Source organism: Anabaena sphaerica FACHB-251, from assembly GCF_014696825.1.
GTDB lineage: Bacteria > Cyanobacteriota > Cyanobacteriia > Cyanobacteriales > Nostocaceae > RDYJ01.
The window spans coordinates 238,841-263,929 of sequence record NZ_JACJQU010000001.1 but is presented as its reverse complement, the minus strand read 5'-3'; the positions used below and the strand labels follow the sequence as shown (position 1 = coordinate 263,929).

25 protein-coding genes are annotated in these 25,089 nt (G+C 40.4%); 18 read left to right on the top strand and 7 right to left on the bottom strand.

Features of this window, described 5'->3' with window-relative positions:
- Positions 1–142 precede the first annotated feature (142 nt).
- Together der and H6G06_RS01045 are read left to right on the top strand one after the other, a co-directional pair.
- Positions 143–1,507 carry a ribosome biogenesis GTPase Der gene (der, locus tag H6G06_RS01050; protein WP_190556209.1) on the top strand — a complete coding sequence of 455 codons (1,365 nt, stop codon included), beginning with the start codon at positions 143–145 and terminating at the stop codon, positions 1,505–1,507.
- 59 nt (positions 1,508–1,566) lie between these two features.
- A complete protein-coding gene (locus H6G06_RS01045) occupies positions 1,567–2,496 on the top strand; it encodes an energy-coupling factor transporter transmembrane component T family protein (protein WP_190556208.1) in 930 nt (309 codons plus the stop codon).
- A gap of 494 nt (positions 2,497–2,990) precedes the next feature.
- Here H6G06_RS01045 and H6G06_RS01040 read toward each other — a convergent pair whose 3' ends face one another.
- Positions 2,991–4,622 carry an alpha/beta hydrolase gene (locus tag H6G06_RS01040; protein WP_190557206.1) on the bottom strand — a complete coding sequence of 544 codons (1,632 nt, stop codon included), beginning with the start codon at positions 4,620–4,622 and terminating at the stop codon, positions 2,991–2,993.
- A 265-nt stretch (positions 4,623–4,887) separates the two neighbouring features.
- Here H6G06_RS01040 and H6G06_RS01035 point away from each other — a divergent pair, with 265 nt between their 5' ends.
- Positions 4,888–5,328 (top strand): hypothetical protein, encoded by a 441-nt coding sequence (locus H6G06_RS01035; RefSeq protein ID WP_190556206.1) that lies wholly within the window; start codon positions 4,888–4,890, stop codon positions 5,326–5,328.
- Here the strand turns inward: H6G06_RS01035 and H6G06_RS01030 are convergent.
- The gene (locus tag H6G06_RS01030; RefSeq protein WP_190556204.1) at positions 5,325–6,380 is read right to left on the bottom strand and encodes a M20/M25/M40 family metallo-hydrolase; all 1,056 of its coding nucleotides are present in this window, start codon (positions 6,378–6,380) and stop codon (positions 5,325–5,327) included. The genes H6G06_RS01035 and H6G06_RS01030 overlap by 4 nt on opposite strands.
- Before the next feature lie 160 nt (positions 6,381–6,540).
- On the opposite strand from H6G06_RS01030, the gene H6G06_RS01025 reads away from it, so the two are divergent.
- A complete protein-coding gene (locus H6G06_RS01025) occupies positions 6,541–7,770 on the top strand; it encodes an urease accessory protein UreH domain-containing protein (protein ID WP_190556202.1) in 1,230 nt (409 codons plus the stop codon).
- Positions 7,771–7,859: 89 nt separating this feature from the next.
- Positions 7,860–8,450: a hypothetical protein gene (locus tag H6G06_RS01020; RefSeq protein WP_190556200.1), complete on the top strand. Its 591-nt coding sequence runs from the start codon at positions 7,860–7,862 to the stop codon at positions 8,448–8,450.
- 87 nt (positions 8,451–8,537) lie between these two features.
- Here H6G06_RS01020 and galE read toward each other — a convergent pair whose 3' ends face one another.
- Positions 8,538–9,536, bottom strand: a complete 999-nt coding sequence (gene galE, locus H6G06_RS01015; RefSeq protein WP_190556198.1) for a UDP-glucose 4-epimerase GalE — start codon at positions 9,534–9,536, stop codon at positions 8,538–8,540.
- Positions 9,537–9,788: 252 nt separating this feature from the next.
- On the opposite strand from galE, the gene fraI reads away from it, so the two are divergent.
- The 8 genes from fraI (at position 9,789) to H6G06_RS00975 (ending at position 17,847) form a co-directional block, all read left to right on the top strand.
- Entirely contained in the window at positions 9,789–10,418 is a 630-nt protein-coding gene (gene fraI, locus H6G06_RS01010; protein ID WP_190556196.1) for a septal nanopore formation protein FraI, read from the top strand.
- A gap of 188 nt (positions 10,419–10,606) precedes the next feature.
- Positions 10,607–12,358 (top strand): ABC transporter ATP-binding protein, encoded by a 1,752-nt coding sequence (locus H6G06_RS01005; protein ID WP_190556194.1) that lies wholly within the window; start codon positions 10,607–10,609, stop codon positions 12,356–12,358.
- 48 nt (positions 12,359–12,406) lie between these two features.
- Positions 12,407–12,628: a Uma2 family endonuclease gene (locus tag H6G06_RS01000; protein ID WP_190557204.1), complete on the top strand. Its 222-nt coding sequence runs from the start codon at positions 12,407–12,409 to the stop codon at positions 12,626–12,628.
- Positions 12,629–12,822: 194 nt separating this feature from the next.
- Entirely contained in the window at positions 12,823–13,614 is a 792-nt protein-coding gene (locus H6G06_RS00995; protein ID WP_190556192.1) for an Rpn family recombination-promoting nuclease/putative transposase, read from the top strand.
- Positions 13,615–13,809: 195 nt separating this feature from the next.
- Positions 13,810–15,051 carry a tryptophan synthase subunit beta gene (trpB, locus tag H6G06_RS00990; protein WP_190557202.1) on the top strand — a complete coding sequence of 414 codons (1,242 nt, stop codon included), beginning with the start codon at positions 13,810–13,812 and terminating at the stop codon, positions 15,049–15,051.
- A 475-nt stretch (positions 15,052–15,526) separates the two neighbouring features.
- On the top strand, positions 15,527–16,042 hold the full coding sequence (locus H6G06_RS00985) for a CAP domain-containing protein (RefSeq protein ID WP_190556190.1): 516 nt from the start codon (positions 15,527–15,529) through the stop codon (positions 16,040–16,042).
- Positions 16,043–16,572: 530 nt separating this feature from the next.
- Positions 16,573–17,118, top strand: coding sequence for a CAP domain-containing protein (locus tag H6G06_RS00980; protein ID WP_190556188.1), 546 nt, complete (start codon positions 16,573–16,575; stop codon positions 17,116–17,118).
- Between the two features lie 99 nt (positions 17,119–17,217).
- Positions 17,218–17,847: a ribonuclease H-like domain-containing protein gene (locus tag H6G06_RS00975; protein ID WP_190556186.1), complete on the top strand. Its 630-nt coding sequence runs from the start codon at positions 17,218–17,220 to the stop codon at positions 17,845–17,847.
- Positions 17,848–17,915: 68 nt separating this feature from the next.
- On the opposite strand, the gene H6G06_RS00970 is transcribed toward H6G06_RS00975, so the two are convergent.
- The gene (locus tag H6G06_RS00970; protein WP_190556184.1) at positions 17,916–18,365 is read right to left on the bottom strand and encodes a rhodanese-like domain-containing protein; all 450 of its coding nucleotides are present in this window, start codon (positions 18,363–18,365) and stop codon (positions 17,916–17,918) included.
- A 621-nt stretch (positions 18,366–18,986) separates the two neighbouring features.
- On the opposite strand from H6G06_RS00970, the gene H6G06_RS00965 reads away from it, so the two are divergent.
- Together H6G06_RS00965 and H6G06_RS00960 are read left to right on the top strand one after the other, a co-directional pair.
- The gene (locus tag H6G06_RS00965; RefSeq protein ID WP_190556182.1) at positions 18,987–19,703 is read left to right on the top strand and encodes a response regulator transcription factor; all 717 of its coding nucleotides are present in this window, start codon (positions 18,987–18,989) and stop codon (positions 19,701–19,703) included.
- Between the two features lie 386 nt (positions 19,704–20,089).
- Entirely contained in the window at positions 20,090–20,860 is a 771-nt protein-coding gene (locus tag H6G06_RS00960; RefSeq protein WP_190556180.1) for an endonuclease/exonuclease/phosphatase family protein, read from the top strand.
- A gap of 27 nt (positions 20,861–20,887) precedes the next feature.
- Here the strand turns inward: H6G06_RS00960 and H6G06_RS00955 are convergent, their stop codons facing one another.
- Together H6G06_RS00955 and pdxA are read right to left on the bottom strand one after the other, a co-directional pair.
- Positions 20,888–21,184, bottom strand: coding sequence for a helix-turn-helix domain-containing transcriptional regulator (locus H6G06_RS00955; protein ID WP_190557200.1), 297 nt, complete (start codon positions 21,182–21,184; stop codon positions 20,888–20,890).
- Positions 21,185–21,228: 44 nt separating this feature from the next.
- Entirely contained in the window at positions 21,229–22,275 is a 1,047-nt protein-coding gene (gene pdxA, locus H6G06_RS00950) for a 4-hydroxythreonine-4-phosphate dehydrogenase PdxA (protein WP_190556178.1), read from the bottom strand.
- A 267-nt stretch (positions 22,276–22,542) separates the two neighbouring features.
- Between pdxA and petM the strand changes: the two genes are divergently transcribed.
- From petM to H6G06_RS00935, 3 genes are all read left to right on the top strand, one after another.
- Entirely contained in the window at positions 22,543–22,647 is a 105-nt protein-coding gene (gene petM, locus H6G06_RS00945; RefSeq protein ID WP_104387810.1) for a cytochrome b6-f complex subunit PetM, read from the top strand.
- Between the two features lie 190 nt (positions 22,648–22,837).
- On the top strand, positions 22,838–23,836 hold the full coding sequence (locus tag H6G06_RS00940) for an SDR family oxidoreductase (protein ID WP_190556176.1): 999 nt from the start codon (positions 22,838–22,840) through the stop codon (positions 23,834–23,836).
- Positions 23,837–23,919: 83 nt separating this feature from the next.
- Complete coding sequence (locus tag H6G06_RS00935) at positions 23,920–24,837, top strand: NAD(+) kinase (RefSeq protein ID WP_190556174.1); 918 nt, start codon at positions 23,920–23,922, stop codon at positions 24,835–24,837.
- Here H6G06_RS00935 and H6G06_RS00930 read toward each other — a convergent pair whose 3' ends face one another.
- On the bottom strand, positions 24,838–24,993 hold the full coding sequence (locus tag H6G06_RS00930; RefSeq protein ID WP_190556172.1) for a hypothetical protein: 156 nt from the start codon (positions 24,991–24,993) through the stop codon (positions 24,838–24,840).
- Positions 24,994–25,089 lie beyond the last annotated feature (96 nt).

Below are 25,089 nucleotides of genomic sequence, written 5' to 3'. Positions count from 1 at the left end.
AGAATATTCCCAGTCCCCAGTCCCAAAGTTGCTATAATCAAAAAATATGATATGATGAATAGTTCTCTAAAACCGTGCTGGGTGAAGAACGTAGATATAAAACTCAGCACATCTACACACTCAGCACAAAGAACACTAGTTTATGGCACTGCCAATTGTTGCAATTATAGGCCGCCCCAACGTGGGCAAATCCACCTTAGTAAATCGTCTAGCCGGAGACCAAACGGCGATAGTCCATGATGAACCGGGTGTGACCCGCGATCGCACTTATCGACCGGCATTTTGGAGCGATCGCGAATTTGTGGTAGTCGATACCGGCGGTTTAGTATTTAATGATGATACCGAATTTCTCCCCTTGATTCGCCAACAGGCATTAATGGCGCTTTCAGAAGCCTGTGCAGCTATTTTTGTAGTGGATGGGCAAACAGGACCAATGCCAGCAGATCAAGAGATTGCTGAATGGTTACGCCAACAACCTGTACCAATTTTTCTGGCTGTAAATAAATGTGAATCCCCAGATCAAGGCGTTATTCAAGCCAGTGAATTTTGGGAACTGGGTTTAGGTGAACCTTACCCAATTTCGGCAATTCATGGTAGCGGTACTGGTGACATCCTGGATGAGTTAATTAAGCGCATCCCCGACGTTAAGGATGTACCAGAAGATAATGTGATTAAAGTCGCAATTATCGGTCGTCCAAATGTCGGCAAATCCAGTTTATTGAATGCTTTTGTTGGGGAAGAAAGAGCGATCGTTAGCCCCATTTCCGGGACAACGCGTGATACAATTGATACAGAAATTGAACGCAATGGGCAAACCTACCGCTTAATTGACACCGCCGGTATTCGCAAAAAGAAACATATAGAATACGGTACGGAATTCTTTAGTATTAACCGCGCTTTCAAAGCCATTCGTCGTGCCGATGTGGTTTTATTAGTGTTAGATGCTGAAGATGGAGCTACTGAACAAGACCAAAAATTAGCAGGGCGCATCATTGAAGAAGGTCGCGCTTGCATTATCGTAGTTAACAAATGGGATGCGGTGGAAAAAGACTCTTACACCATCTACGACTACGAAAAGAGCCTAGAAGCCAGGTTACATTTTACCGAATGGGCAGACATAATTTTTGTCAGTGCCACAACAGGACAACGGGTAGAAAAGATTTTAGAATTGGTGAATAAGGCAGCGGAAGCACACAAACGTCGTGTTAGCACATCCGTAGTTAATGAAGTCCTCACAGATGCAATTAGCTGGCATTCTCCACCAACTTCACGGGGCGGTCGTCAAGGTAAGATATATTATGGTACGCAAGTAAGTAGCCAACCACCTACATTTGCTCTATTTGTCAACGATGCTCAACGGTTTAATGACAATTATCGCCGTTATATTGAAAGACAGTTCCGCAAACAATTAGGGTTTGATGGTACTCCAATTCGTTTATTTTGGCGGAGTAAAAAAGTCCGGGATGCGGAAATTGGCAATCTCAATCGAGCAACTCGCGTAAAATAATATTCACTGGTCATTTGCTCATCACTAATGACCGATGACCAATGAACAATTACTAAAAAATGGATTTACTGCGATCGCTCCCACTCGGCTTATACTTAGAACAACCGCAAACTTGGCTACACAAATTAGATCCACGAGTTAAGTTAATTTGGTTGTTAAGCTTTCTCACCAGCTATGTTGTCGCTAACAACTATTGGCGAGTCCTGCTGGTATTGTTGCTCATTGTTTTTACCCTATTTGCCAAAATTCCACTGAGAGTATGGCGGCAACAAATGGGCTGGCTGTTGGTGCTATCATTTATGGTATTGGCGCTCGGTGCGATTAGTCCTGATGGACTAGGTATAAATTATCAATCACGCCTACCAGCGAACGAACAAATTTTAACTCAACCCGCAACTACTAAAGATACCAAAAAGACTCCAGAAATAGTAGATAGTAAGAAAGAATATAGATATGTGCTATTTCACAAAGGACCAGTGAAAGTAAATCGTCGTTCCGTGGATTTAGCAATTAGCCTCAGTACAATAGTCTTTACTTTAATTTACAGCACGAATTTATATTTGCTAACAACCGCACCAGAAGAAATTACATCTGGGATGGAAAGCTTAATGCAACCGCTAAGAAAATTCAAAATACCCGTTACAGAAATTACCCTAACTCTAACTTTATCCTTGCGGTTTATTCCCCTAGTTTTAGAAGAAATCCAAAACCTAGTGCGTTCTGTAATGACTAGGGCAATTAACTGGAAAAAGCTAGGATTAAAAGGAGGAGCTAAAGTTTGGTTAATTGTGATTGAGAGACTGTTAGAAAATTTGCTTTTAAGAGCCGAACAAATGGCAAATGCGATGATGGTAAGAGGTTTTACCAGTCCCAACGAGCATCGAGTCAAATGGCAAGAGTTAAAATTAAAATTAGGTGACTGGTTAGCTATTGCGATTTTAGTTGTATTTTGGGGAGTGAGAATAGCCTTTGGGACAGAAGTTTCTTAGGAAGAATTCTTAAAAGGGAACAGGGAACGGGCAACAGGGAACAGGGAAATACCCATAATTAAAATTAGGGGATTTGAAACGGACGTATTTTTCTCTCTACGAGACACTTCGTTCCCTATTCCCTATTCCCTGTTCCCTGCCCAAAGGGCTTGGTCAGGATTTGCAGTAGCGTATTTTAAACAGGAAAATTACTGACTGCGCTCAATATTATTCCTTAAGGAGGATGATTAAATTACGGAAAATTTATAAGATAAGAACATATTTTACCCTGAGTGAAGTCTGGGCTTGGTTTCCCTTCCAAGCCTTTTTTGTATTTATTTGTCAGTTGTCAGTTGCCAATATAAAAAGGCACTAAGGAACAAACAATAGGCAGAAGTTCTTTAATTTTGACTTTTGAACGCCAGCTGCTACCGTCTACAAGTCGGCAGAGCCGACGACAGTCACCTCAAGTCGGAAAACCCCTCCACGTCCCTGTATCCCCATCTCCCCAGTCCTTAATTCCCTGGCATCAAACCCATTGCCGCAGGGGGAATTTCAGTCAGTAGACGAAATGGGAAGAGTCGAGTTGAAGCCACTTGAGCATAATCTGGAGTCAGAAAAACAGCATATTTACTAGCTTCTGGAGTTAACTGCGCTGCCATTGCTAAAGTAACAGCTTTGACATATTTGCGAACATCCGCAGCTTTTTCACCCACCACTTCCCGACTAGAAACGGATGGGTTTGTTTTTCCTTGCGGGTCAGAAGTAACACTAGGATCTACCACACTCAGATGAGTACCACCAACCGCAGCAGCTAACCATTTAGGAGATGGAATTTTAGCAAAACTGATCATTTGTTCACTTAAAGCTGGGGTGACATTATCAGCAGAACCTGTCAACATTAGAGTTGGTACTTGCACCTTTGTTAAACCAGTTTGCCCAAACAATAAAGAAGTAGCAGGATTCAAAGCTACTATCTGTTTGATTCTTTCATCTCGTAGTTGGTAACTGTTTTCTGGTAATTGTTTAGCTACACACAAAAAACCTTCCACCAAAGTCAATTTAGCTGCATTTTGCTCACAGCTTTGTTTAAGATTGGCAATTTGAAACTCACCACCAGCTAATGCTAAAGCGGTAGTACCACCAAAAGAATAACCGACAACCATCACCTTATTAGTGGCCAGTTTTCCTTGTAATGGGTTATTAGCATTTTGGTTAAGTTTTTCTAATTCATCCACAACAAAACTAATATCTTGGGGACGTGCTAAAAATTCCTGGGGTTTTAAAGAATTGATGCCTTTATTAGCTGTGATATTACTACCAGGATGTTCTAAAGCTGCGACTACATAACCATGAGAGGCGAGATGTTCGGCTAAATAGCGTAAATCGGTGCGAACTAAGCCAAAACCATGAGAAAAGACAATTACAGGTTTGTCAGGACTGATAGAATTTGACCAGTAAACATCAATAGGAATTTTACGTTGACGCTTTTCATCGTTTAAATTTAAGTTTAATATTTGTACTTGGGCGCTTCCTGGTTGTGTAGGGTCAAAAGAACGAGCAAGTTGTAATTTGCTAGGATCAATTCGGGGAGTCATAGCCAGCATAAATTGCTGAGTCCGCCAAAAAGCCATATTCAAACTTCGCGCCACTGTCAAAGCTTGTGGTACATTAATCTCTAGGTTTTGGCTAGGATAGGCAGCAATAAAACTGAGCATAGATAAACCTTGCGGTGAATTAGCACCTAAAATTAAACCTGCTCTAATTGCTTGAGATCCCGCTTTATCCTCGCGATTTAAAGCCGTAGAGATATCATTGAGAATTGTGTTGCCAAGTTGAGTATTGAGTAAACGATCAAGAGTGACAACATTCACAGGTACTCTAGTTTTTAATCCCCGCACTAGAAAACTGCGTTGTTGTTCGGTTAATCTTTTGGTATAAGTCCCTAAACTAGCAGGTAATTCTCCTGTTTCCGCAGCTTTTTTTAAATCTGCAAGAGAAGCAGATTCTGCCAATGGTCCATAGCGCACAACAAGTTTATCTGCTGCTTGTGCGGAAGTATTTGCTCCCAAAAACTGTGTAAGTGCGATAGCACTAAATACACCTGCAACTATCTTGAGATTTTTCCAGCTTTTCTTTGTTAACATCATTTTTCTACTGCACCTTAACTTAAGGGATTGTAGCTGTTTTTGGTGTGTTTGACTACTATATTTAGGTGAACAAACGTAAGAATTGAGGAGTCAGCAGTCAGTAGGGGTTTAGCAATGCTAAACCCGTACAGAAGTAAAACTCGCGTTTATAGTGAGAACAACCTGGTGAATAATCATTTAAGTTGAATAGAGCAATATTAGAGATGCCCGAATTATTTTAAAATCGGTGTATTCTGTTTTCCACTAATGATTTAGGTAATCTATGCGTCGTCCCCTCATTTATGGTTTAATTCTGCTATTTTCTTTGCTGATGATTATTATTTGGTGGCCTGTCAATGATTCTAATTGCAGTCCTGTAAATTTACTAAGATTAAAAAAACAAAACTTCCCAGTAAAAGCGACTCAGGTTGTTGTTAAACCTTGGCTGGGTGAACATCATGTATATGGGATATTTCAAGTTCCCGATGAATACAAGGAAAGCAGATTTTTCATGTTGTCAATTCCAGGCGATCGCAAATACTGTTCCCGTCCATTTGGATACCGCCAAAACTATGATGATGTGTTTGCAGAACCAGGAACACATTTAATTAGGCGTTATATCAGAAGTCGTATTGCTATAAAAATGATATTCCAAGGTTTATATTTTCAACTGAATAATCCCCAAAACTGGACTTTAACTTTTCCTAAACTCAACGTCAATTAAGTGGCTGGTGGAGTTGTAAAAAAGCCCGGTTGCTCTAACAATCTAGTAGTAGAATTGACAATAATTTGCGCTGCACCTGTGAAAAATGAACCCTGGATATTTTTTGGTAAATCATTAGGTTGATGATAATTAGGACTACGCAAATTAGCAGTATCTGTCACTAACACAGCACCTACTCCTTGATACCAAAAGGGAGCATGATCACTTCTTAAGGTGTCAGGAGTTAACAAACCTTTAAAGGGTATGGGTAATGTCAACACTGCGGGTAAATTTTGATTAGTGTTTTTAACAGCAAAAGTATTTAATAAAGGTAAATGTTCCATATCACCAACTACAGCTAAAAAATCACCTTTATCACTAGGTGGGGTTACAGGTAGTCCAGCAGGATATTGTTGACATCCAGGAGTATAACAAGCATAACCGACCATATCCATAACTATTACACCCCGGATATTTTTTAACCGTGCTGCTTGTTTAACAAAAGCTTGACTACCTAAAAGTCCTGCTTCTTCTTTGTCAAAAAAAGCTAACTGCAATGTTTTAGGTGTAGGATGATCAGCAAAAAGTCTAGCAATTTCTAAAACTACAGCTACACCAGTGGCGTTGTCGTCTGCACCGGGAGATAAATTAACGGTATCATAATGGGCAGCGATGAGAATTGCTCCAGCGGTTTTGTCAGTTCCCTGTTGTTGAGCAAAAATATTTACACCTGTGGGGAATGTTTCGATTTGGGGTTTCCATCCGTATTTTTGTAGTTGATTTGTGATATAGGTGCGGGAGAGCGATCGCTCTTTTTCTGTATATCGCTGAAAATTCAACTTTTGAATATGTGCCAAAAGCTGATCAGCAGATACTGTTGGAGTAAAAGTATTATTAATATCAATATTCTTATGAAGATGATGATTATTTTGCGGTTCTGGTTGTAGTTGGGGTTTTTCTATGGGAGTATTTTTAACGATGGGTAAAGTTTCAGGTTGCTGAAAAATACCACTAATACCCATTACAACTATTGCACTCAGCATTATTAATAATAGCCAAAGCCTTTTCTTCATAATGTTTTCTTCCTCCCTAGCTCCAGACTTAAAGATAGCGCGAACATCAAGTTTTACAAGTTGTCTTTTGACAAAATCACTAATTTAACGTACATTTGCCATCTAGAAAAGTTCTGACTTCTGCCTCAGAACTCATAACTCAGGACTCAGAACTTTACTTATGCTAGATTTATTGCTGATTACCATCCTGGGGTTCCTGGGGAGTTTTGGACATTGCTTTGGGATGTGTGGACCCCTAGCAGTCGCATTTTCCCTTTCCCATCAAGAAGAAACTCAGGGTTGGCAACAGCAATTAAAATTTCATACTCTGCTAAACTTAGGGCGGATGTTGAGCTATGCTCTAGTCGGTGCAGGTATTGGCGCTCTCGGTTCCGTATTAGTTGAAGGTGGGCAACTAGCAGGTATTGGTAGCGATTTGCGCCGTTGGATAGCAATAATTACTGGTATCATGTTAATTTGGTTTGGTTTAGGACAAGTTAAACCAGACTTATTACCACATATTCCCTTATTCCATCCTTTCTTAAAAGGTAGTTTACATAACCGACTAAGTGCGGGCATGGTGAAGCTATCCTTACATACAAAATGGTGGACACCAGCACTTTTGGGCATGACTTGGGGTTTAATGCCTTGCGGTTTTTTATACGCTGCTCAAATTAAAGCCGCAGCTACAGGCAATTTGTGGCATGGTGCAATTACCATGTTAGCTTTTGGCTTGGGAACTCTACCGACGATGTTGGGAGTAGGTGTTTCCACTTCCTTAATGAGTAAAGATCGCCGCAGTCAGTTATTTCGCTTGGGTGGTTGGGTGACACTCATCATTGGCGCAATTACTCTGTTGCGGACTGGTGACACAATGGTAGACTACAGTGGACACGCTGCTCTGATCTGCTTAATTTTTTCCCTAATTGCTCGTCCTATCAGTGGTTTGTGGTCATCACCCATGCGCTACCGTCGTGCTTTAGGAGTAGGGGCATTTGTGCTGTCCGTGGTACATACCATCCATAATATAGAACACTCTCTAGAATGGAATTTTGCCGCTGTTTGGTTCTTACCCCTAGAATTTCAATGGGGAATGTGTGCAGGTGCTGTAGCTTTGGTGTTAATGAGTCCTGCGGCTTGCACAAGTTTTGATTTTCTGCAAAAGTCGTTAGGTAAACGTTGGCGACAAATTCATCTTTTGAGCGTTCCCGCTTTGCTGTTGACTACCATTCATGCCATATTGATTGGTTCTCATTACCTGGGTGCTATAAGATTGACTTGGGAAAATAAATTAGCAGCGTTGTTACTCTTAATTATTACCCTTGGTGTTTTATTATTGCGATCGCGCTTTTTTTGGTCAATTTTAAGATTAGAAAAATTTTATGTTTCCCCAAAAAAATGTGATAGGTGACTGGTGAGTGGGGAGATGGAAAGATGGGGAGAAAAACTTTCTATCTGTCACCTGTTCCCTGTTCCCTGTTCCCTGTTCCCTATTTAATTATGAATTATAAATTATTACTACTTTTATTCTTTATATCATTCACATCCCTTCCTGTTGCTTCTGCCCATACGGTAAAAATAGCGGGTGATGTTGGTGGGACTATCCACATTGAACCTAATGATAATCCCCTTGCTGGTGAACCTGCTGAAACTTGGTTTGCTTTGACTCGTAAGGGTGGTAAAGTTTTACCCTTAAAAGAGTGTAATTGTCAGTTGGCTATTTATGCCGAACCCCACACACCAGGAGAACCCGCACTGCTTGAACCTCCCTTGAAACCTGTTGAGGTTGAACGTTACCAAGGTATACCAGGAGCAGAAATTACTTTTCCCAAACCAGGAGTTTATGAACTGCAACTGAGTGGTACACCAGCGACAGCAGACAGTTTTCGACCTTTTGAGTTAAAGTTTCAAGTCACTGTGGCCGCAGGTAAACCAGTAGCAGCAACACAAGCAGGAGAAAATCTCACTGAGATAAATCAACAACAAACTGCGGCAATCCGGTTGGCACAGCCTATAATTATCGTGGCAATTTTACTGTTATCTATAGGTATTGTAGTTTTTTTAGTGAAAACTATGAGGGGTAATTCGTAATTCGTAATTCGTAAATAAGGGAATAGGGAAAAATCCAAAATACTTCTTCCCCCTGCACCCAGTCCCCAGTCCCCAGTCCCCAATCACCTACTTATGCCTTTTTTGATGCCAGTTCCAGGCATGAGCGACGATATCGTTAATACCAGGATACTGAGGTTGCCAATTTAAGATTTTTCTGGCTTTCTCACTGCTACCGATGAGGGAAGGAGGATCACCAGGACGGCGATCGCACTCTTGTACAGGTATATTTATTCCTGTGACTTCCTGGGCAGCAGCAATGACTTCTTTAACAGAAAAGCCGTTACCATTACCCAAATTGAAAACTTCGCTTGCACCACCTTGGAGTAGATATTCCAACCCTAAAATATGGGCATCTGCTAAATCAGAAACGTGAATATAATCACGAATACAAGTACCATCAGGGGTAGGATAATCAGTACCAAAGATAGAAATCGATTCCCGCTTACCTAAAGCCGTCTGCAATACCAAGGGAATTAAATGAGTTTCTGGATTGTGATCCTCACCCAATAAGCCACTAGGATCAGCACCAGCAGCATTAAAATAGCGGAAACGCACGGATTTTAAGCCGTAGGCCACATCAAAATCAGAGAGAATCCTTTCTACCATCAGCTTAGTAGCGCCATAGGGATTGATAGGATTTTGGGGATGGTCTTCGGTGATGGGGATAAATTGTGGTACTCCGTAGGTGGCACAAGTAGAAGAAAAGACAAATTTTTTAATAGACGCGGACAGCATCGCTTCCAATAACGTCAAAGTTGCAACAACATTATTACGGTAGTATTTGTCCGGGTCAGTTACCGATTCTCCCACATAGGCATAGGCAGAAAAGTGCATAACTGCTTCTATGTTGTGGGTTTTAAATAGATGATCCAACAGAGGGCGATCTTCAATATCGCCTTCAATCAGTTTTACCTGCAAAACCTGTTCTACTAAATCCCGATGGCCATAGACCAGATTATCAAGGATTACTACCTGATAACCAGCTTGCACCAAGGCCAGCACTGCATGGGAACCAATATAACCTGCTCCCCCTGTTACCAAAATGGTGGGCTTTTGCGGCGACATAGTTTTTCCTTTAAACGAGTTGACGATGACTACTCAATCAATTTAGTCCACTGGTGCTAGGTTAGTCTCTGGGAAAATTCCAAATAATACACTCAGGGTCAAAAAATTGCACTAAAATCACTACGACGGTAGTCTGTGTGCGTGAGGTTTGAGTTATTTTTAAGTCACTGATAAATTGCAGTTTGACGATAAAATAAACCCATTTCCCGTATCCTCTAGACCAGCCGCACGAGAAAATTAGAGAGCTAATCTATGTTTCAATTACTAAGCCGGGTCTTACTGTGGCTGTTAATTGGCGTTGTTGCCTATTCTTTGTTCCAAAGATTCTACCCAACAGTAGGCTTTACTGGCCGATTTATGTTAGGGATTGTACTAGTCGTTTTAGCTTTGGCATTTTTGAATCCTACTGAGCCGGCGGTGGCTTCCCTGTGGCGGTTTATATCTTTTCCTCTCAAGCCTCTGGGAGCATCCGCTTTAATGTTGATGGTTGCTGCCCAGAAAATCAAAGGAGGTGGAATAGAAAAACCAGGCGGATATTTGTTGGGTTGGGCGCTGACAATTTTGTTGTTGTCGAGTACACCCGCTATTGCTTACTTTTTAGTCAGATCACCCGTTGCGGCCATAGTGTCTCCTCCGACATTAGTAGCTTTTGGACCTGCAAATACTACCTCAAATACCATCTCTGATGTGATAGGTAATAGCATCCTACCTGCAGGAGATATGAAAATCCCATCCTATCTACTACAAAATCCTCAAGCTATCAGTACAAGGGGGTTGCGTGTAGAAGACTTTGTACCTAATGCGGAAACCCTGCAACTCACAACCCAAGTTTGGGAAAGTTACCTTAACCAGATTTACGTTTTCTTACGTGGGCGCTCGTGATCCGAAGGCAGAAGGCAGGAGGCAGTGAACGGTGATAACTTATAACTGTCCCCATCTTCCCAGATCCAGCCCGAACAGATAACTTGGTAATTTAGTGAGATTAGGTACAAGACTGGCTGCAAAAATGATGACAAAACCAAAAAACTATGGTCAGTTAGTTAGGATGATAGAGTTGTAAAATTGCTTGAATGGCACAATCTCGACGGCTTGCTAAACTCGGTAGTTACCTACGTCCCCATTGGCAGGAAACTGCATTAGGCATTATTGCTTTATTGACTGTGAATGGGCTGGGCGTTTATATCCCTTTGCTAATTCGCTCTGGGGTGGATACACTTTCAACAACTTTTAGTTTGGATCAGGTACTACATTATGTAGTCATAATTATCGCGTTCAGTTCAGCAATGTTGCTGATGCGTATGGCTTCCCGTATCTGGATTTTTGGTGTGGGTCGTCAGGTAGAATTTGAACTGAAACAGCGGATTTTTCAGCATTTACTAAAATTAGAACCGGCTTATTTTGCCACCAATACTCCTGGTGATTTAATTAGTCGGGCTACTAGTGATGTGGAAAATATCAGACGGTTGTTGGGTTTTGCGGTATTGAGTTTAGCAAATACTTTTTTTGCTTATACTCTGACGCTGCCAGTGATGCTATCAATTAGTGTGGATCTAACTTTAGCTTCTCTGGCAGTATATCCGTTTATGTTTCTGTTGGTGCATTTGTTTAGCGATCGCTTGCGAACACAACAAGCCGTTTTACAGGAACAACTCTCGGAGATGAGTGAGTTAATTCAAGAAGATATTAGCGGTATTTCTTTGATTAAAATCTACGCTCAAGAAGAAAATGAGCGTCGAGCTTTCCAAAAGAAAAATCAGGATTTATTAACAGCTAATCTTAGCTTGGCACGAACCCGAAATACTCTATTTCCCCTCATTGGTGGTTTAGCTAATATCAGTTCCCTAATTATTATTTGGTTGGGAACTATGCGGATATCTTCTGGTTCTTTAGCTGTGGGTGATTTTCTGGCTTTATTGATTTATGTAGAGCGTTTAGTTTTCCCCACAGCTTTACTAGGATTTACAATTACTACTTACCAAAGAGGGGAAGTAAGCATTGATCGACTAGAATCAATTTTGAGTGTAACTCCCAAAATCCAAGATCCACCAGATGCTATCTCTCTACCCACAAATGCGATTAAAGGGGAAGTAATCGCTAAAAATTTTAGTTACACTTATCCTGATGCTAATATCCCCACTTTAGACGACATTAACTTTACTATTTATCCTGGGGAAATTGTCGCTATTGTTGGTGCTGTTGGTGCAGGAAAATCTACTTTGGCTAATGCTTTACCCCGGTTGTTGGATATTGAAGAGGGACAATTATTTTTAGATGGTTTGGATATTACCAAAATAGCTTTAAATGATTTAAGGGGTGCGATCGCTTATGTACCCCAAGATAGCTTTTTATTCAGCACCACCATTCAAAATAATATCCGTTATGGCGACCCCATCCGCGAACAAGAAAGCGTGGAAATATTCGCTCGTTTGGCTCAAATTGAAGCCGAAATTAACAATTTTCCCCAGCAATATGAAACAATTGTCGGAGAAAGAGGAATTACACTTTCAGGTGGTCAGCGACAACGTACAGCTTTAGCTAGAGCGATGTTAATTGATGCTCCAGTTTTGATTTTAGATGATGCCCTTTCCAGTGTTGATAATCAAACAGCTACAGAAATCCTGAAAAATCTCTCTAGCGGTACGCAACAGAAAACCGTGATTTTCATCACCCATCAACTTTCTGCGGCTGCTACTGCGGATAGAATTATGGTCATGGACAAGGGTAAAATTGTCCAAATAGGAAAACATACCGAACTTGTTGAACAGCCAGGACTATACAAAAAATTGTGGAGTCAGCATCAAGTAGAAGAGTTACTAAGGTAGGGTAATTGGTGATTGGTAATTGGTAATTTTTTCTAGCTACTCTTACCTATTGCCTTTTCCCTCCTATTCATATCAAAATCAACTCCAAGTTATGACAAAATTGATAAGTTTAGATATTATCGTTCAACTCATAATTTTCAAGAATATATAATGATTGACCAATATAGTTTTGCTGTAGAACAATATGCCAAACAAACAGCAGGACAATGGATTTTTCAAGAGTATGAAGGAGAAGCAGCAGTTTTAAAATTGCATTCTCTCGATTTTTAAATTTCTTTAATGGACATTTACCAGCGCGTTAATTTTGATTTATTTGATGAAGAATAAATATAAAATTATTTAGAAATTTGATAGACTGTGTTTTGACAAAGTAAAGCATTTTCTCTAAAATTACCGCTTCTTTTTCAAATAGTTCTAAAATTTGAGCATCTGTGTGAGAACACAAGTTTAATTCCTTCATCACCGTGAAAACAGATACAATTTTCTATAGCTTATTTCAAGCATTTCCTAGCATCTTCTTTGAATTAATTAACCAGTCTCCCACAGAAGCAGTTGCTTATGAATTTACATCCCGTGAAGTGAAACAACTGGCTTTTCGCTTAGATGGTTTATTTTTACCAACTACCAAAGATGCAAAAAAACCATTTTACATAGTTGAAGTTCAGTTCCAGCCAGATGATGATTTATATTATCGTCTATTTGCGGAAATTTGTCTGTATTTGCGACAGTACAAACCGCCTCATCCTTGGCAAGTTGTAATTATCTATCCTAGTCGTACCATAGAAAGAGAACAGAATTTACAATTTGGTGAAATCTTGCTTCTCCAGCGAGTTAAACGCATTTATTTAGATGAGTTAGGAGAGAGTTCCTTGGGGGTGGGAGTTGTTAAACTGGTAATTGAAACAGAAGACACTGCACCAGAATTAGCAAAACGCTTAATTGCACAAGCAAATCAACAACTAAATGATGCAACTACCAAACGGGATTTAATAAACTTAATTGAGACGATTATTGTCTACAAACTACCCAAAAAGAGCAGGGAGGAAATTGAAGCTATGTTAGGTTTAAGTGAGTTGAAACAAACCAAGGTTTATCAAGAAGCTGTAGAAGAAGGTAAGCAGGAAGGTAAAGAAGAAGCCAAGTTAGAAGCGATACCACGGATGATCCAATTTGGTTTAAATGTAGAGCAAATTAGCCAATTATTAGATTTACCTTTGGAAATAGTGCAGAAAGCTGTACAAAAATCTCAGCAATAGCTCTCTTTTTTATGGTTTCTCTCGTTCCTATGTTCTGCGTGGGAACACATTTAGAGGCTCTGCCTCTATTCTACCTGGAGGTAGAACCTCCTAGACGGCATTCCCAGTCAGAGACTGGGAACGAGAGGATTTTGATCAGCATCCTTAGAAGTTCTAGAATTAAAATTAACTGTGTTCTCTAATTTAACCGAATCTGTGACTACTACACCTCTTACCCCCAACTTCCCACAAACCGCTTCAGTACCCGATACACTAGGACGTTTTGGCCGCTTTGGTGGTAAATACGTTCCTGAAACTTTAATGCCAGCATTAGCTGAACTAGAAACAGCTTATCAGCAATACCGCAATGATCCTAGTTTCCAGGCAGAATTACAAGGTTTACTGCGTGATTACGTAGGACGTGCCACTCCTTTATACTTTGCCGAACGCCTCACAGCCCATTATGCCCGTCCAGATGGCACAGGGACGCAAATTTACTTAAAACGTGAAGACTTAAATCATACTGGCGCTCATAAAATTAATAATGCCCTTGGTCAAGTATTATTAGCCAAGCGCATGGGTAAACAGCGCATCATTGCCGAAACTGGTGCAGGACAACATGGCGTAGCGACAGCAACTGTTTGCGCTCGTTTTGGCTTGCAATGTATTATTTACATGGGTGTTCACGACATGGAACGCCAAGCTTTAAATGTGTTTAGAATGCGGCTGATGGGGGCAGAAGTTCGTCCTGTGTCGGCGGGTACGGGAACTCTCAAAGATGCCACTTCTGAAGCCATCCGCGACTGGGTGACAAATGTAGAAAGCACTCATTACATCCTGGGTTCTGTCGCTGGTCCCCATCCTTACCCGATGATGGTAAGGGATTTTCATGCTATTATCGGTGAAGAAACTCGCGCTCAAGCAATGGAAAAATGGGGCGGTTTACCTGATATTCTCATGGCTTGTGTGGGTGGTGGTTCCAATGCAATGGGATTATTTCACGAGTTTGTCAAAGAGCCATCTGTGCGGTTAATTGGTGTGGAAGCTGCTGGTGAAGGTGTGAATACTGGCAAACACGCGGCCACTCTCACAAAAGGACAAGTTGGTGTATTGCATGGAGCCATGAGTTATCTGTTACAAGATGAGGACGGACAAGTGATTGAGCCTCACTCAATTAGTGCAGGTTTAGATTATCCTGGTGTTGGTCCAGAACACAGCTACATGAAGGATAACGGCCGGGCTGAATATTATAGTGTGACAGATGGTGAGGCTTTAGAGGCATTTCAACGCTTATCTAGGCTAGAGGGAATTATACCAGCATTGGAAACATCTCATGCGATCGCCTATCTAGAAACTTTGTGTCCTCAACTCACTGGCAGTCCTCGTATCATTATTAACTGTTCTGGTAGAGGTGACAAGGATGTGCAAACAGCCGCTAAGTTCTTAATTCAGGGCTGACGAGAGTAATCAAAAATATCCTCAAATTTACCAAAACTTAGCCAAACTCTGCCCAAAATTTAGCTTGACTAGCTAAGTTAAGAGTTTTAGCTCGGAAAAATAGGCGATAACCAAGCCTTCAATTATCAGAAAAAAAGGTAGAAATAAAGATAGGGTAGGCTCTATCCGATCCTAAAGCCTGTGAATTAAGCAAGCGCAGTCGCTCTTAAACTGAAGCAGGAAGCTAATTTCACTCTTTTAGTTCCGAGGGAACAGGGAACGGGCAACTCTTAACAGAAAAAACTCATGTTTTTAAACATGAGATTGAAATAATGACACTGTTTTTTTTCGTTGCTCGTCATCTCAAAATACATCTTTTTTTTGACTGAGCTTTAAACTCAGCAACTTTTGTTTCTTATCTGTTCCCTGTTCCCTGTTCCCTGTTCCCTTTTTTTGTAAGTTTGAGGAAATTTTGTAGAGCGGTTGATCATCAATCATGTTGAGAAACACTATTTCCGCTATTGGTGCAGGTTTCTTGGTTTTAGTCAGTGCTACAACAGCTATTTCTGCTCCCAGTACATTTTTTGTACCCAATGGTAGCTACAAAGTCACACAAAATACCCTTGACACTGCTGCCATAGAAACCTCTGTTTTCAATCAAATTAATCAGTATCGCGCTTCCCAAAATTTACCCGCACTAACTCGTAATTCTAGTATTGATAATCAAGCTAGAATTCACAGTCAAAACATGGCTAGTGGTAAAGTTGCTTTTAGTCATGATGGATTTCAAGCACGAGTCACAGCGATTGGTATTCCTTTCAGCAAAGTAGCAGAAAATGTGGCCTACAACCAGGGATCTCAAGACCCCGCTACTACCGCTGTTCAAAGCTGGCTCAGGAGTTCAGGACATCTGGCCAACATTCAAGGTAATTATAACCTCACTGGGATTGGTGTAGCGAGTAATGGCAGAGGAGAAATTTATTTCACACAAATTTTTCTGCTCTCAAGATAGGTTTTAAATACTAATTTGTAATTCGTAATTCAAGAGAGTGCAAGTCCACACTAATTGCAATTACGAATTATGAATTATCAATTACGAATTATTTTGACATCTGTCAGTGGATACTATTTTTTATATATTTTTTTGATTAAAAATGTAGTGACAATAACATTCAATGAGGTGAGGCATCTACCATAGGCATATACTGGATACTGCATTTTTTTTAGTTATCAAATTGGCAGATTTTCCGGAAAAGAAAATGTCATTTTCAGGAAAGTGAACTCGGAAGTCTGAATTATAGAAGGTGACAGAAGAAAAGTAACAGGTGGCAGAGTCGAAAGACCTTTTGTGTCTAAGTTTTATCATTCTGATACCAATTTATCGAACATTCTGACTCCTGTACAGACGTTCCCCTGGAAAGTCTCTACTGACTCCTGCTGTAATTCTTCAGTTCACAAATACTTGACAGTATCCTGGTACTTATTCTGATCATCAGAAGATAGAGTATATGTCTAATAAATCCATACACTACCTAATTCTCTATGTTCCGACAAACTGCTTTTGGCATGGCTTTAAGTGTGCTTGTCCTTGCTAGTGGATTGATGACTGTTCCGGTTCCCGGTAAGAATTCTACAAAAAAAATCGCTCACACCCAGTCATTGAATACTTCTAGCCAGGCAGCTATGTCGAATTTTGGTTCTGAAAATACTACTTTAGAAAAATTAGTTTTTGAGCAAATTAATCAATATCGCGCTTCTCAAGGATTATCAAAGTTAACCTTAAATGCAAGTATAACTCAGCAAGCAAGGATTCACAGTCAAAACATGGCTAATGGTGTAGTTAAGTTTAGTCATCATGGCTTTGAACAACGAGTTAAAGCCATCCCTCTTAAGTATAACAGTGCGGCAGAAAATGTGGCTTTCAATGTTGGATATAACGAGCCGGCAAAGCAAGCTGTTATTGGTTGGCTCAACAGTCCTGGACATTTGAAGAATATTCAAGGAAAATATAAGCTGACAGGGGTGGGAGTGGCCACTAATGCTAAAGGTGAAGTTTATCTCACACAAATATTTATCAACACCAGATAGATTTTTTTACTGATTTTTTGCACAATTTGGACAATAATAATTTAGTGTCTAATACAGTGATTTAACTGATAGACACTAGAATTTATTTGGGAAGGATTGATGACATTACATGATTTTCAGGTGAGCGATCGCGATTTAGATGCGGCTACCCTCTCGGAGTATTTAAAATCAGAAGCTCTTGCTGTTGACACCGAAACGATGGGATTATTACCTCAGCGCGATCGCTTGTGTCTGGTTCAGTTGTGCAACCCAGAGGGAAAAGTCACAGCTATCCGCATCGCTAAAGGACAAACAGAAGCTCCCAACTTAAAACAACTCTTGGAAGCAACTCACATCCTCAAAGTATTTCACTTTGCGCGGTTTGATGTTGCTACCTTACGTCACAATCTGGAAATTCAGGTTCAGCCTGTTTTTTGTACCAAAATTGCCAGTAAATTAGCCCGTACCTACACCAATCGTCATGGTTTGAAAGATGTAGTACAGGAATTAGAGCAAGTAGAACTAGATAAAAGCTCCCAAAGTTCTGATTGGGGTAACGCGGTTAATTTATCTGAAGCTCAACTAAGTTACGCTGCTAATGATGTGCGCTACTTACTGAGCATACAACAAAAGCTCACTCAAATGTTGCAAAGAGAAGGACGTTGGCAACTAGCTCAAGAATGCTTTCAAGTTCTACCAACATTGGTTTCTTTGGATTTATTACAATTCAAAGATTTATTTGAACACTGAGAAGCAATTGGTAATTAATTATTTATTTTCTCCTCTGTTCCCTCTCACCTGTCCCCAATCCCCCCCGGTCACTTCTGCTGATTTTCTAAGTGATTTTGCATCCGAGAGACAACATTGTAGTCATCTGCACCTGCGGGAGTTCTTGATTCAATAATGCCTTCTGTTGGTCCACCAATAGCTTTCCATGCCCCAAGACCACCTTTGAGTTTAGATACGTGTTCAAATCCAGCCGAACGCAGTTTTTGGGCAGCTTGAGAACTTTCTCCCTCGTTTGTACCGTAAACGTAAATATCACGGCTTTTTTCTAAAGAATTCACTGCACGGTCTGTGAGTTCATCTATGGGCATAGGCATTGCTCCCATAATATGACCTTGGTTGTAGCTTGAGCGATCGCGTACATCCAAAATTGTAAATGCTGGTTCGCCCCATTCCAGACGAGATTTAACTGCATGAACATCAGATTCAGCTTCTATTGGTGGCTGTGAAGGGATAATACCACCCACTAGATTATTAGTCATAACTCTTCTTACCCGAATTACATCAACAATAAACTAACAAAAAAAATAAAGTTAATTGGTCTTTCTTAAGTATGAAGCTTTGAAGATTTGCCTGAAAAATATTGGGTAATAAAATCTATCTTCAGATATATTTAAGCCTACTATTTGACGATTTTATTGGTGCTTCAAAAGCATCTTTTTCAGTACGGCTTTTGATGACTGCATTTGCTCAAAATCTAGATTAAAATCTTGAGCAAGTAGTGGGAGATTTAGTAGCACAAAATATCTCGCCAGAATCATTTCCGACTTTTATAGAGGCTGATAAAGCCACACGAGATGGAATTGAGCGTTACAATTGAGACTCCTAACTCCTCAATCCTGAATCTTTACCTATTTATAACTAGCGACTTACTTTTTATACCAATATTTTTCTAAAAAATACCAAAATCATACATTACCGATACCATTTAGAAGGATTATTATGAAGTTTGCTTAAACTTCTAGGAAAATTAAGTGTATACCCAGACGACAGCATAGTTTCTACTGAGTTAACTAGGAGCTAATAGACTCCTCACAAACAACATCTAAAACCATCGGTCGCTACAGAAAATCGCCAAATCAATCAATAGACTGCATTGGACTATGGATAAGCTTCCCATGACGATTCCCAAAATTATGATTGTAGATGACGATTTCAGTGTGAGAAATCTCGTCTACCGATTTCTGAGTCGAAAATACCAAATAGAATCGGCCGCAGACGGTAAAAGTGCTATGGCATTATTTGAGCAATTCAATCCGGCTTTGGTAATTCTGGATTGGAATTTGCCAGATGCCAACGGCTATAAACTTTGTCAAGAAATGCAAAGTCGCACCAATGTTTTAGTTTTGATACTCACTAGCCGGAATGATGAAGCTGATAAAATTAGAGTTCTGGCCGCAGGTGCAGATGATTTCATGACTAAACCATTTAGCTTGGCAGAAGTGGAAGTCAGAGTCGAAGCTCTTTTGAGACGCATACGTTATATCCATCCTACGCAATCACAACGTCTGATCTTTAAACAATTAGCAATTAACCCAGAAGGTAGAGAGGTGACACTGAATGAGAAACCTTTGGCTTTAACTGCCTTAGAGTTTAATATCTTACATTTTTTAGCCAGCCATCCTGGTCAAGCCTGGAGTCGTCCTCAACTGATCCAAAAAATTTGGGGTTGTGACTATGTAGGAGACGGACGAGTTGTAGATGTGCATATTGGTCAACTGCGTAAAAAAATGGAAGTTGATTCTAGTACACCAGAATTTATTAAAACGGTGCGTGGCTATGGTTATAAGTTTGAACCTCCCGAAGGTAGCAAAGTTTAAAGTCTCGATAGCAAAAACAATTCATTAAAATATGAATCAGTGTCTCATTTAACAACTGGGTTGTAAGGTTGAATTTACCAAAGAATTTTACTGAGGCTTGATCACTTAGTTCGTGTGAAGTTGGATTATTGAAGCTAAAGCTGGTCAGGGAATTTGTATCTACTCAAGCCTCATACCAATTTGGGATTTTTGATGATATAGCAGGAGTCAGGAATAAAACCCTTTTGTAGTGGGAGTTTCATTATCAATTGATGTCCTAACCACCCTGTCCATGGCTATAAATTTGAGATTTTTGTTCAAGTATCGCTAATTAAGTTATTCCAGAACTATAAAATATAGACTCACTATATATATTCTTCTGAAGATTGATTAAATTAAAGAGATTAATGAAAATCACCGTCATGAGTTTTAACCTCCGCTACGACAAACCAGATCCAGGGATGGGTCAGTGGGAAAAGCGTGTCGGAGCGATCGCATCTGTTATTCAACACTACCAACCTGATTTACTGGGTACGCAGGAAGGTAAACCCCATCAACTCAGGGATTTACAAACACTTATACCAGAATATAAATTTATTGGGGGCGATCGCACTGGTACAGGAGACGGTGAACACTGTGCAATTTTCTACAATACCCAACGTTTGCAACTTCAAAAAACCCAAGATTTTTATCTCAGCGATACCCCGGAAATTCCTGGTAGCATTACTTGGGAAACCCGTTTACCACGCATGGCAACTTGGGCTAATTTTGTAGTTGGTAATTCTAGTATTTCTCTAACTATTGTTAATACTCATTTAGACCATGAAAATGCTAAAGCTAGAGAGTTAGGTGCAGCTTTGGTTAGTTTACGTTTAATGGAATTTCCTTCAGAAGATTACCTACTGCTAACGGGAGATTTTAACGCTAATCCCAGAACCTTAGCGCGGATGATTTTAGCCGATAATCACAAAATACAAGATGCTTTAGCAACTTTTCCTTTAGAGGAACAAAAAACTTTTCATGAGTTTACAGGTGAAGCGTGGGATGCGATAGATACGATATATTGCGATCGCCGTTTTCAAGTTGAACAGGTAATTATTGACCGTGAACAGTGGGAAGGTGTTTGGCCTTCTGACCATTTTCCTGTGATTGTTAAATTAAGCGTAGAGAATAGGTAATAGGTAATGAGAATTAATCATCAAAAATTAAGCAGACTTAACTGTTACTGCTAACTGTAATCCTAAAGCATCTAAAAAGGTACTTAAACAATAAAATTCAATTTCTCCTTGCTCAGATAATTTCTGGGCTAGGTTCTCATAAGATTGCTGTACAGGTTTTGAAAGTTTATCAATTCCACCTTGCGCCTCAATTACATTTTTGAGCGCCTTATTTAACATTTTCGGATCGCCTTCTTCTATAACTACTTCAATATAAGCTGCTGCTTCTAGTGGACTTTGTAAGTCTTGAATTAATTTTGCATGATAACTTGTACTTTTAGGCATCATCTCGACTCCGATAATCTTCCCAATATTCTTTGGCCTACAACCTAGCTATAACGCTGCTTCACCAACTCCACCGCTAACTGAATTGCAGCTTTCATGCTGGTTGCATCAGCAATTCCCTTTCCCGCAATATCAAAAGCTGTACCATGATCCGGCGAAGTTCGCACAAATGGTAAACCAATGGTAGTATTTACAGCCCGATCAAAAGCCATTAACTTGACCGGAATTAAACCCTGATCATGATAAAGTGCTAAGTAAGCATCAGCGGGATTTTTGATGTCAGAATTACCATACCAAGCTTGACCAGGTTTAACCCACATTGTATCTGGTGGTATGGGTCCTTCTAGTTGTAAATGGGGACGTTTTTGCCGTTCTGACTCTAACCAGGGAATTAACCAATCTACTTCTTCTCTTCCTAATTGTCCCATTTCTCCACTGTGGGGATTTAAACCTGCGATCGCAATTCTCCCATTATTAATCCCAAAATCTCTTTGTAAACATTCTTCTAATAAATCAAGTTTCTTTGTTAATAATTGCGGTGTTAAGGTTTGAGATACTTGACATAAAGGTATATGTGTGGTAGCAAGCAAAGCCCGCAGAGTCCAACCAGTAAAAGGCGATCGCGCTACAAATAACATTCCAAACCGCTCAACACCAGCTTTCTCAGCTAGAAGTTCTGTTTGTCCAGGATATTCATGTCCTGCGGCTTTCCAAGCAGATTTAGCGATGGGTGCTGTGACAATACCATCAAAATCACCCGCTAAAGTCTGCGCTATGGCATATTCCATATAAGCAAAACTCGCCGCACCACTAACCGCATTACCTAACCCGGTAATAATCTCACCTGAGTCTGGCACATCAACATCAATCACCGTCAACTCAGATGGATTTGCCAAAGCGGGCAAATTTTCGGTATTATATGTTAGATTTTTATAAGTCCTAGTGAGTAAATCCCGACTACCCACTACGACAACATCAATGTTTTGGATAACTTCCGAATCTGCTAAAGCCTTTAAAATTACTTCTGATCCAATTCCTGCGGGATCTCCCAGTGTCAGTGCTAAACGTGGACGTTGATTAGTATTAGTCATGAGTCAGGGAATAGGGAATAGGGAACAGGGAACAGGGAAAACAGTTAATTAAGCCACATCGCTACTTACCCGATCCCGATTTCAATTAGCTGCTAAACTATTTTAGAATTATTGAGACAGGTCTAATCCTCAAGATAGTTGAAGACCTAGTTTACCCAAGTTAGCAGACCAGCAAAAATGAGATTTGAGAGATCAAGTTAATTTAAGCAGTCTCATAAACGGGAAACATCCACAAACCATTTACTTCACATAGGAGAATCACAGCAAATGGGCGGCGAAATCTTAAATGCAGCTATGTTGTCTTTCGGCTTAATCTTCGTAGGTTGGGCTTTGGGCGCATTATTGCTAAAAATTCAAGGCGCAGAAGAATAAGCAGGGGAGCAGGGGAGCAGAGGGGCAGAGGGGCAGAGGGGCAGAGGAGAATAACTTTAATATCTATTCCCCGATCCCCAGTCCCCCAGTCCCCAGTCCCCAGTCCCATTAAAAAAATGTAAAGTTTTATTTCTATAACTAATTCTGTTAAGATTTTTATCATAAAACATTAAAATTTATAAAGACCCTCATGACATTATTAATCGTCGGTGCCACTGGCACCTTAGGAAGACAAGTGGCTCGTCGTGCTATCGATGAAGGGTATAAAGTACGCTGTCTGGTTCGGAGTCCTAAAAAAGCTGCATTTCTCAAAGAATGGGGTGCAGAACTGGTGAGAGGAGACTTGTGTTATCCCCAAACCCTAGAAGCAGCGTTAGCAGGTGTAACACAAGTCATAGATGCTTCCACATCTCGCGCTACAGATTCATTAACTATTAAACAGGTAGATTGGGATGGCAAGGTAGCGTTAATTCAAGCTGCTAAAGCTGCTGGTGTAGAGCGTTTTATTTTCTTTTCAATTCTCGACGCTGATAAATATCCCAATGTACCGCTGATGGAAATTAAGCGATGTACAGAATTATTTTTAGCTGAGTCCGGCTTAAACTATACAATTTTACGTTTGGCTGGGTTTATGCAAGGCTTAATTGGTCAATATGGCATACCTATTTTGGAAAATCAGCCAGTGTGGGTAACGGGTGCTTCTTCCCCAGTTGCTTATATGGATACTCAAGATATTGCTAAATTTGCGCTTCGCGCTTTGAGTGTACCAGAAACCCAAAAACAAACTTTCCCCGTTGTTGGTACTCGTGCGTGGAGTGCAGAAGAAATAATTAATATTTGTGAACGCTTATCTGGGAAAGATGCGAGAGTAACACGGATGCCTATCGGCTTACTGCGTGGTGTACAAGGGTTACTCCGGTGCTTTCAGTGGGGATGGAATGTGGCTGACAGACTAGCTTTTACAGAGGTATTAGCTAGTGGTAAAGCCTTAAATGCGCCAATGGACGAAGTATACACAGTGTTTGGCTTAGATAAACAACAAACAGCTACTGTAGAAAATTACCTGCAAGAATACTTCAGCCGGATTATGAAAAAGCTGAAAGAGTTAGACTACGAGAAAAATAAGACCAAAAAACAGAAAAATAAAAAGACACCTTTTAAACAGTCTTCAAAAGTTAATAGTCAATAAAATTCCAGACAAATGACTAGATTAGTCAAAAATGTGTAACCATTACTAAAGATCAAGCATCGCCTAAACTTGGATATTTGAATGTGCCGAAAGCAGGCATTATCTACAACGACGTTAAACCGGTAGCGGGTCGAGTCGCTACCGAACTGAAAGACCAGCTAACCGCTGCTGGTTGGGATGTATGTGTGACAGCAAGTATCGGTGGTATACTAGGCTACTCAAATCCTGATAGTCCTGTATGCCGCACCCCAGTAGAAGCTCTCACACCCCCTGGTTTTGATTCAGACATGGAGTTTGCAGTGGTATTAGGGGGAGACGGCACTGTGTTAGCAGCGTCTCGTCAAGTTGCCCCCTGTGGCATACCATTGTTAACTGTGAATACTGGTCACATGGGATTTTTGACGGAAGCTTACCTGAACCAACTGCCCCAAGCCCTAGAACAGGTAATGGCAGGTGAGTATGAAATCGAAGAACGAGTTATGCTCACCGTCAAAGTTCTACGGGGAGATGCGGTATTATGGGAGGCTCTGTGTTTAAATGAAATGGTGCTACATCGGGAACCATTGACCTCGATGTGCCATTTTGAAATTGAAATTGGTCATCATGCAGCAGTGGATATTGCGGCGGATGGTGTAATTGTTTCTACTCCAACGGGTTCAACTGCTTATTCATTAAGTGCGGGAGGACCTGTAATTACCCCTGGTGTACCTGTGTTGCAGCTAGTACCAATTTGTCCCCATTCTCTGGCTTCTAGGGCTTTGGTGTTCCCCAATAATGAACCAGTTAATATCTATCCAGTTAACATCCCCCGGTTGGTAATGGTGGTAGATGGAAATGGTGGGTGTTATGTGTTGTCAGAGGATCGGGTATACTTGGAGCGATCGCCATACACTGCTAAATTTATTCGCTTACAATCTCCAGAGTTTTTCCGCGTTTTACGGGAAAAATTAGGTTGGGGACTGCCGCATATTGCTAAACCCAATTCTGTAGAATTGCCATAATTATGAGAGGGGTGTGACTCGCACTTCTCCATTAGGCAAAGTTGATATTTCCCATGTACCATTGAGAATTTTATCGGCTATAGTATCCATAATTTTAGTACCATAGCCGCCTTTTTTGGGTTTATTTATATGTAGATGCTGAAATCGCTCCATCATTGACTATTACTAAAGCTGTCAAATTATCTAAAATTAAATCTATATCCTCTGTATGTCTGTAATGCTGTTGTCGAAGGTAAATGGACACCTGCGAAA